General features: G+C 71.7%; 5 protein-coding genes and 1 pseudogene. All 6 read right to left on the reverse strand.

What is annotated here, in order from left to right; all coding sequences use genetic code 11:
• Window positions 1–70 precede the first annotated feature (70 nt).
• On the reverse strand, window positions 71–907 hold the full coding sequence (locus ACFXN1_RS30650) for an NRDE family protein (RefSeq protein ID WP_379443702.1): 837 nt from the start codon (window positions 905–907) through the stop codon (window positions 71–73).
• A 165-nt stretch (window positions 908–1,072) separates the two neighbouring features.
• Window positions 1,073–2,419 (reverse strand): S1 family peptidase, encoded by a 1,347-nt coding sequence (locus ACFXN1_RS30655; protein ID WP_379443704.1) that lies wholly within the window; start codon window positions 2,417–2,419, stop codon window positions 1,073–1,075.
• A gap of 148 nt (window positions 2,420–2,567) precedes the next feature.
• A complete protein-coding gene (locus ACFXN1_RS30660) occupies window positions 2,568–3,920 on the reverse strand; it encodes a S1 family peptidase (protein ID WP_379443705.1) in 1,353 nt (450 codons plus the stop codon).
• Window positions 3,921–4,037: 117 nt separating this feature from the next.
• Window positions 4,038–5,171, reverse strand: a complete 1,134-nt coding sequence (locus tag ACFXN1_RS30665) for a hypothetical protein (protein WP_379443706.1) — start codon at window positions 5,169–5,171, stop codon at window positions 4,038–4,040.
• A 46-nt stretch (window positions 5,172–5,217) separates the two neighbouring features.
• The gene (locus ACFXN1_RS30670; RefSeq protein WP_379443707.1) at window positions 5,218–8,091 is read right to left on the reverse strand and encodes a LuxR C-terminal-related transcriptional regulator; all 2,874 of its coding nucleotides are present in this window, start codon (window positions 8,089–8,091) and stop codon (window positions 5,218–5,220) included.
• Window positions 8,092–8,113: 22 nt separating this feature from the next.
• Window positions 8,114–8,527: pseudogene (locus ACFXN1_RS30675) on the reverse strand (hypothetical protein); the annotation flags it as partial.

Below are 8,527 nucleotides of genomic sequence, written 5' to 3' on the forward strand. Positions count from 1 at the left end.
CTGAACCATTCGGCCCGCCCCCACTCGTTGGAGGCGGGCCGAATGCGTTCCGCGGTGAGGATCGGACCGGTCAGGCCGGCAGTTCGAGGTGGCCGGTGAACGACACCGTGTCGCGGCGGTGGGCGAATCGGGCGAAGGTGTGCTCGGTCATCACGTAGCTGCCGTCCTCGCGCACCAGAAGAACTGTGCTGCATCGGGTTCCGTGCACTGGATAATCGACGAAGCGCGCAGAGGCCGCGCGTTCGGCGAGCGGGTCCAGTCCGGTCTCCGGCAATTCGGAGGCGGCGGCGGGGGTGCGGTCGGCCAGGACGGCCAGATAGCTCTCGACATCGCCCGGATCGGCCGTGGCCACGGCGGCCAGCGCGCGCACGCCCTCGCGGACCTTGGGCCAGGCCGGATCATCGGTGCCGGTCGATACGCTGCCGTCGGGTTCGAGGGATCCCACGAGCGCATTGTTGGACAGGCCGTGGAAACCCGGCGCGAGTTCGTGCGGGGTCCGATCGCTCCGATTGCTGTGCCACCACAGCGTTTCCAGATCCGAGACCACCAGGTTGTAGCCGTTGTAGTCGTCGGGCGCGGCCGCGACGCCGCGCACGAACTTCTCCGGCACCGGATCGCCGCGCAGGAAATCCATCAGCAGCGCGCCCCGGGAGCGGGCATCGGGGCGGAAGTCGCCGGCCCGGCGCACATTGGTGACCGTCGCGAAGCGGTGCCGGTCGGACAGCAGACCCAGCCAGGTGCCCGGCACCGGCCCCGCCGCACCCAGATCCCGGCCCGCCAGCAGACCGGGCACCTCGCCCCAGGGCCGCAGCGATTCCGTTGGGCGGGTGAAGAATTCGTCCCGATTGGCGGCCACGATCAACCGGTACTCCGGATGCGCCCGCCAGCCGAGCAACACCAAACACATAACCCCAGCATGCCCGACCGGGGCTCGCCGGGACCACGCCCGATCGCTCCCCGCCCGCTGCCGCCCGCCGCCCCTGCGCTGCCATCCGAGGGCACACCCCGGGTACCCCGGAATGCGAAAAGGCCGGTAGCGGTTGGGCTACCGGCCTTTTCGAGGGTGCTGTGATCAGAGGGTGCGCACGCGCAGGCCCGGGTTGTCGGAGAGCACGGTGCTCACCGGCTGCGCGAACAGCTGCGGGGTGTTGCCGGTGATGAGACCGATCAGGTTCGGGATCTCGCAGACCGGGTAATCGGCGACCGAGGAGGCGCTGGAGATGCCCAGGGCCAGGGTGCCGGTCACCAGCGGGCCGCCCGAATCACCGGGCAGGGCGCAGATATTGGCGGAGAACGACTGGGTGAGCATGCGGTCGCCGACCTGGACGGTCTGGTCGACGGCGTTCACCACGCCGCAGCTGAAGCCGGTGCGCGCACCCGACTTGCAGACCGGGGCGCCGACCACCGGCACGGCCACGCCGGTGATGTTGACCGGGGCCGCGCCCGGGACGTTCACCAGCGGGTTGGAGAAGGCGTCCCGGTACTGGTCGCTGATCCCGATGATGGAGTAGTCCTGGTTGCCCAGCACCGACTTCTGGAACACGCCGACCTGCGGGCCCAGGTTCTCGCCGCCGACCATCTGGTAGACGCCCGGCGAGTTGGCGCCTGGGGTGGCCGAGATGTTGGGGTTGCAGTGGCCGGCGGTGATGTTCACGACGTTGCCGTTGCCATCGGTGCCGTTGAAGCCGAGCGAGCAGCGCAGCGACATGCGACCGGCCACCGAGGCGTAGGCCTGGCCGGCGGCCATGGTCTGCGGGCCGGCACCGGCGATGTCGGAAGCCTTCGGGACGTCCTGGCCCTCGCCGCCGACCGGCGGGGCGGTCATGACGATGACACGGGCCGGGTCCACGAAGCCGGGCAGCGGCAGGTCGGGCTTGTCCACCCGCACCGCGATGCTGTTGTTCAGGGTGTCGACGGCCACGCCCCGGATGGCCTTGGACACGGACTCCGGCTGGTCCTTGAGCCACTGCTGGAAGGCGTTCTTCTCACCGCGCAGCGTGGTCTCGCTCTTGGCGACGTCCTTGGCGGTGAAGCCGGCGTCCGCCACGGCCTTGCGGGCCTGGTCCAGGCTGTCGCCGGGGGCCAGCGCCACGATGGCCTTGCCGGTCTCGTCCAGCCAGGCGCCACCGAAGACGCCCGGGAACTGCCGCTGGGCGGTGGTGGCGAAGCTGGCCACCTTCTGCGCGGTGTCGGCGCGCTGCAGGTAGTCCTGCGGGGAGATCTTCAGGTCGCGGGTGATGGCGGTGACCAGCTCGGCCGGCAGGTCCGGGGCCGCGGGGGTCGCGGGCTCCGCGTGCGCACTCGCCGCCAGTGGTCCGGCGACGAGCACAGTGGTGGCCGCGATCGCCGCAGTACGGACGAGGGACCGTGGGCGGCGGCCCACAGCAGGCATGGAGAAGCGCATACGTGGCAGGAGCATGGCCCCGACTATATGGTGTCGGGCCGGTTATGCCTACTTATTGTGAGATGACGTTTCGGTATTCGGCGGGCAAACGGCGGGCGTGCCTCAAACACGCCAAGAGAAAGGTGTCCGATTTTCGCGGCCCGCTGGTACGGGCCGCGAATCATCACGCGTTGGAACGCGTCCGGACCTGAATTCCGCTGCCGACGCCGCCGCCGGAATTGGCGTTGATTTCGGTGAGGATCGCGCGCACCGGGATGCCCAGCGACGCGGTACCACCGTACTGCGCCAGCGCGGTATTGGCCTCGTTGCAGTTCGGCGCGTCGGCCGCATTCGAGCCGCTGGTGATGCCCAGCGCCAGCGTGCCGGTCACGATCGCGCCGCCGCTGTCACCACCCAGGGTGCAGGCGCTGGAGGCGAAGCCACGCACCGTCTTGGACTGGCCCTCGGCGGTGAACAACTGGGTCTCGACCCGGTCGGCCACCACGAAACCACAAGTGAAGGTGGAGGATTGACCGGACTTGCAGACCGGCGCGCCGGTGATCGGGTCGGCCACCCCGGTGATGGTCAGGGTGGTGCCGTTGGCGCCGCGCACCGACGGCTGATCCATGCCGGACCGCACCGCGTCGTCGTTCAGCTTGATGACCGAATAGTCGAGTGCGCTGCTGCCGCCCAGATTCGAGGAGACGAAGCTGCCGGCCTTCGGGCTCGACACCAGGTTTTTCACATTCGGAATGTAGACATCGGCGCTGGTGCCCTTGTCCACATTCGGATTGCAGTGTCCGGCACTGATGTTCAGGGCGTTTCCGGCGGAATCCACACTGTTGAAGCCGAACGAGCACACATCGACGCTGCGCAGCGACGAATCACTGAGCGCGGTCGGTGCGGTGATGTAGGTGTCACCGCCCATGGGGCGCCGTTCGACCGGCCCGCCGGAATCCGGGGACAGCATCACCTTGATATTCGCGATCAGCGTCGGCAGATTCAGCAAATGCCCGGCCGGGGTGTTCGCCACGCTGAGCACCAGCTGGCTGTTGAGGAAGTCGATGGCGACCGAGTTGATGGCATTGGACAGATCGCGCGGCAGGCTGGTGATCCACATGTTCAGCTGATCGGCCGAACTCTCGAGGTTGTCGGCGCTGATCGGGGCCAGCCGGGTCTGGTAGCCGTCGGCGGCGGCGATCTTGGCGGCATCGAGCGAGGTGACGGCCATGACCGGCTTGCCGTCGGTGCCCAGCCACGCGCCCGCGAAGTCGTCAGGACGCTGGCTGCGGAAAGTCGTTGCGTAGTCCCGCAATTGCTGGGCCTGGTTGGCCCGGTCCAGATATTCGGCGGGCGTCATCTTCAGATCGCGCTGGATGGCGGTGACCAGCTCGGCCGGAAGTTTGTCGGCGGCAAGCTGATCCGGGGACGCCGGGTCGGCGGTGGCGGTGCTGAGCAAGGGACCGATGAGGACGGTCGAGGCGAACGCGACGGTGGCTGCTCGAACCGTGGCGCGACGCGCCATGAACTTGCGCATGGAGTCCCTTCGTAAGTGCACCAGCAGACCGATGTCCCGGGCCCGGATCCGGTTACCTTCCGGAAGGTCGGTCAGCGCACCACTTTAGGGCATCAACCACCGAAGGTCTCTACGAAATCAACGCGGATTCTGTCCCCATGGATCCTGCAGCACCGGCGCTTGCGGCAGCTCGAAGGTCGGCACCGACGGATACTGGTAGATCGGCGGATACGGGCGTGTCGTCGTGGGCGGCGTGGTGTGCGGGGTGGGGCTCGGTGTGGTGGCCGGCGGGTCCGGCGTGGTCGTCGGCGGTGGCGGCGTGGTCGAGGGGTCCGAGGTGACCGGGACGTCCGCGGCATCGGCGGGCGGCGCGGCCGCGGTCGGATTGTCCGAACCGGTCGGCGGTAGCAGCGGCGGGGCCACCCCCGCGGTGGCCACCGGCTCCGAACGCACCTCGCCGCGCGGCGGGCCCGGGGTGGAGTCGTCGGTGCGCAACACGGCCGCCACCCCGACGCCACCGAGCAGCAAACCGATCAGGGCGGCCGTCGCGGCGATGATGTACGGGCCGCGGTTGGCGCGTGGCGCGTGGGTGACCGCGACCGCCGCTGTCGCTCGGGTGACGGCCGGCTCGGCGGTGGTGACGGCCGGGACCGCGGCCGAATACGCCTGGGCCAGTTCGGAGGACTTGAGCGCGGGCAGCACGTCGGTGACGTCGGCGGCGTGCTCGGTGGCCGCGGTGGCATCGGGCGGCGTGAGGCCGGCCGGGGTGGACAGCACCGCCGCCAGCGCCGCGCGGGCCGCGTTGTAGGCCAGGGTCTTCCCGGTCTCCGCGTCCGCCTGGGGTAGGTCCCGCTCGCTGACCAGCACCACCGACTTCAGGCCCAGATAGTCCAGCGCCTCGCGCAGGGATCGCACGTGGGCGTCGGGCCAGCCGGTCGGGTGGGCCAGATAGAACTCGGCGGGACCGTTGAGATGTTCGGCGGCCTGACTGATCAGACAGAAGACCGCCGTGGCCATCAGGTCCTCGGCCCGGTACGCCTCACCGTCGTCCACCGCGAGCCCGGCCGGATCCCCGACCGCGCCCACGAAGCCCCGGATGGAATGGCTGTAGCCCTCCGGTGCGTCGCCGCCGAGCACGGCGTCGCCGTCCTCGGACATGTGCAGCACGGACTCGCGCACGGTGTAGTGCACCGGGAGTGTGGCGTCATCGCCTGTCACCACGGCAACGACGGATTCGTCGTCCGCGATCCGCAGGCCCACCCCAGTGGCCATCCTCTTCTACCTCGCTCGATGCGTCCGGGTGCTCTCCGCGCCGAGGTCAGACGAGGAGTGAACCGTGACCCATGGCGCGAAGCATTGACAATAGCTCCGAACGCGAGCCGGCACCGATTCGACGTCTCATCCGAGCCACGTGATGTTCCACGGTTTTGGCCGAAATGTAGAGCCGGGCCCCGATCTCCCGGTACGTCAACCCCAGTAGGACCAGTTCGGCCACCTCACGCTCGCGTTCGCTCAGCACGGTATCGGTGATCGGTTCCGGGCGTGGCTGCGGGGCCGCGGGCTCGGGCGCGCGCACCGGAGACTCCGGCGGCCGAGACTGCGCGCGCACCGTGCGCGCCAGCTTGAGCAGCGCGGTCGCGGTGGCGGAATCACCCGCCGCCAGCGCGGCCTCACTGGCCAGCCGGGCCGCGTCCCATCGCAGGCCGAGCCCGGCCAGCCGGGCCACCGCGCCCTCCACCTGCTCGCGCACCACCTGACCGCGCAGCACCAGCACCCAGGTGCGGCCCGCGTCCGCCAGCACCGCGGCCTGCGGATCGCCCGCCGCGGCGGAGGTCTTGAGCCGATGGGCGTGCGGCAGCAGGGCTTCGGGGCTCTCCTGGGCGATGGCAGCCTGAATCGCGTACCAGTGGAAGGCATTCGACCAGGCGGGCGGTTCACCGAGCCGGCGCAGCAGTTCGTCGGCGCCGGTCACCAGGGCGGTCATCCGGGCCTCGTCACGCAGGCGGATGCCGGCCAGCCACAGCTCGCCGATGGGCAGCAGCGCCAGCAGATCCGCGCCGACCTCGTCGAACAGCGGGAAGGCCTGCTGCCAGGCCATGGCCAGCGCCGCGTGATCGCCGCTGCGCCGGGCCAGGCCGACGATCACGCCGTGCGCGAGCAGCCGATCGCGCGGATCCAGTTCCGTCAGCCGGACTTCCGACATCAGGGTGGCCGCCGAATGTTCGTCGCCGCCCAGCATGGCGACCCACGCGCCCAGCACCAGGCTCTGCGGATCGCGGCCGGGGCCGCGGTCCTGGGTGCCCTGCCGCAGGGCGTCCGCGGCCCGGCGCGGATCGCCCATGCTCAGGCACAGCAGCACCGCGATCGACACCGCCGAGCACGGCAGGAAGCGATCGCCGCCGTCATCGGTGGGGGCCGGACCGGAGTGCGCGGCGTGGATGAGCGCGGACGCCGCCGTGACGGCCGCGCCGCGCCGCGCCTGCGCGGGGCTGGTGAAGCGCTGTACGGCAAGGGTTGTCGGCGCGATGGCCCGCATCTCGGCGGTGAAACCGGTCGGGGCCGACCCGGCTCCGAAGGTATTCGCCGCGCTCGCAGCGGGTCTCGCCGGTGCGGTGTCGTCGGGGCGCGATCGGTCGCCGGCGGGCCGGGCCGCGGGGCTCGCGGCCCGGGCCGGTGCGCCGGTTCCGGCGGCCGGCGCGGCAAAAGTCCGGTGCGGCGGCGGGAATGGGGTGCCGGTGTGGCCGTTTCCGCGATCGGTGCGCGTCGCCGCGCTGAAATCGCCGGGGGCACTGGTCGATCCGATCGTGTCGAACAGGGCATTGGCGATCGAGGCCGCGCGCGCGGTGGCCTCGGTCGGCGGCCACTGGGCGGCATTGACCGACAGCGCCTGTGCGCCGTGGGCGTCACCGGACAGCGACAGCACCGTGGCGGCGACCGCCCAGTCCGGGCCGACCCTGGTCGGTCCGAGCCAGGTGTAGAGCTGGGCGGCCCGGCCGGCCAGGCCGCGCCGGGTCCACACACCGGCGCAGATGCGCACGGCGGCAGCCAGATCCGCGAGCGGGATCGCCGGATTGGCCAGCGTGGGTTCGGCCAGGCGCAGGGCGGTGTCGCCGTCCCCGGCCCGGGCGGCGGCATCGGCCCAGCGCACGGCCAGGGCCTCCGGATCCGCGCCGGCGGCGGCCGCGGCCGCGTAGTGCCGGACCGCCTCGTCACCGGCGCGTTCCGCTGCGGCACACAGGAATTCGGCCAGCCGCTCGTCGCGGACGCCCGATTCGGCGAGCAGCAGTGCGGTGTGGTCGCGCAGCAGTCCGGCGTCCAGGCGCGCGTGCAGCAGGCGGCGGGCGACGGTCAGGAAGCGGCGGTCGCCGACCAGGGTGCGCAGCGGCGGGACGGCCGGGGCCAGCAGTAGATCGGCATCGGTGACCAGGGCGCTGCCCCGGGCCCGGTCCACCAGATCCTGGGCGGCCGGCGGGGAGACGTCGAGCACCTCGGTGAGCTCGCCGGTATCCAGGCCCGCGCCGATGGCCGCCACCACCAGGGCGTCCAGCAGGTCCGGATCGGCGTCGTCGAGACGCGCTCGCGCCCAGGCCGTCACCGCCTGGTCCACCGCGGTCACGCCCGCGTCCAGGCGGGTGGCGCAGGCGGCGGTCAGCGCGGCTACCACACCACCGTGGATGCCGCCGGTCTGGCGGTGGATGTGCTGGGCCAGCCCGCGCGGCACCATCATGCCCAGTTCGCGGGCGAACGGGGCGATCTCGGTGGCGCCCAGGGCGCGCAGATCGACCACCCGGCCGCGGCGGGCCACCAGATCGGTCAGGCCCCGCAGCCGGGGGTCGTGCGGGCGCGGGCGCAGCGCGATCACCACCGGGTACTCCCCGGATTCGGCTGCGGCGCACAGCAGGTCGAATTCGGCCGGGTTCAGCGCGTGGGCGTCGTCGACGATGAGGGCGCCGCGGGCGCGGCTGTTGCCGTCCGCACGGCCCGGGGCCGATGCGCGCAATGCGTGCGCCGGATTGTCGGTGTGCGGGACGCCCCGGGCGCGCAACCGCGCTCGGAGGGCGCCCAGCAGGGTGGACTTTCCGGTGCCGGAGCGGCCCCGGACGAGGTAGAGCACCGAGGCGGAATCGTCGGAATCGAGGTCCCGGAAAATCTCACGGGCGCACGGGATGGAATCCAGTGCGACGGGGGTCATGCCTGTCACGAGGAACCAACTCTCAGCGGCCGGTGTGCGGAACGACCGGTGGAACGGCGTTGCCGAGCTGATCAACTGCATTGTTCAGTGCGCCCGTGGGGAGCGTCACGCTGGGGACCGTCGGCGGCTGGATCTGCGGCACCGTCGGCATCTGGACCGGTTGTTGTTGCTGCTGCTGTTGCGGCGGCTGGGGGCTCGCCGGATTCTGTTGCGGCGCCGGGGTATCGGCCTGCGCGGCGGGGGTGGTCGGGTCGGCGGCGGCCGGTGCGGGGGCCGCAGCGCCGGTGGTGGCCGGGCTGCCGGGATTGGCCGCGCCCGGCTGCGACGCGGGCCTGGTCGCGGAGACCGGGTTCCCGGCCGCCGGAGCCGGGGCGCCGGAGGTGGTGGCCCCGCCCGTCGGCGCCGGGGCATCGAGTGCCACGGCGGAGGTCGAGGG

This window comes from Nocardia sp. NPDC059154 (assembly GCF_042755705.1).
Lineage (GTDB): Bacteria > Actinomycetota > Actinomycetes > Mycobacteriales > Mycobacteriaceae > Nocardia.

Bases quoted from the DNA above. Each gene is read 5' to 3' on its own strand.
- ACFXN1_RS30650 (WP_379443702.1), bottom strand. From the start codon at position 907: ATGTGTTTGGTGTTGCTCGGCTGGCGGGCGCATCCGGAGTACCGGTTG.
- ACFXN1_RS30655 (WP_379443704.1), bottom strand. From the start codon at position 2,419: ATGCTCCTGCCACGTATGCGCTTCTCCATGCCTGCTGTGGGCCGCCGC.
- ACFXN1_RS30660 (WP_379443705.1), bottom strand. From the start codon at position 3,920: ATGCGCAAGTTCATGGCGCGTCGCGCCACGGTTCGAGCAGCCACCGTC.
- ACFXN1_RS30665 (WP_379443706.1), bottom strand. From the start codon at position 5,171: ATGGCCACTGGGGTGGGCCTGCGGATCGCGGACGACGAATCCGTCGTT.
- ACFXN1_RS30670 (WP_379443707.1), bottom strand. From the start codon at position 8,091: ATGACCCCCGTCGCACTGGATTCCATCCCGTGCGCCCGTGAGATTTTC.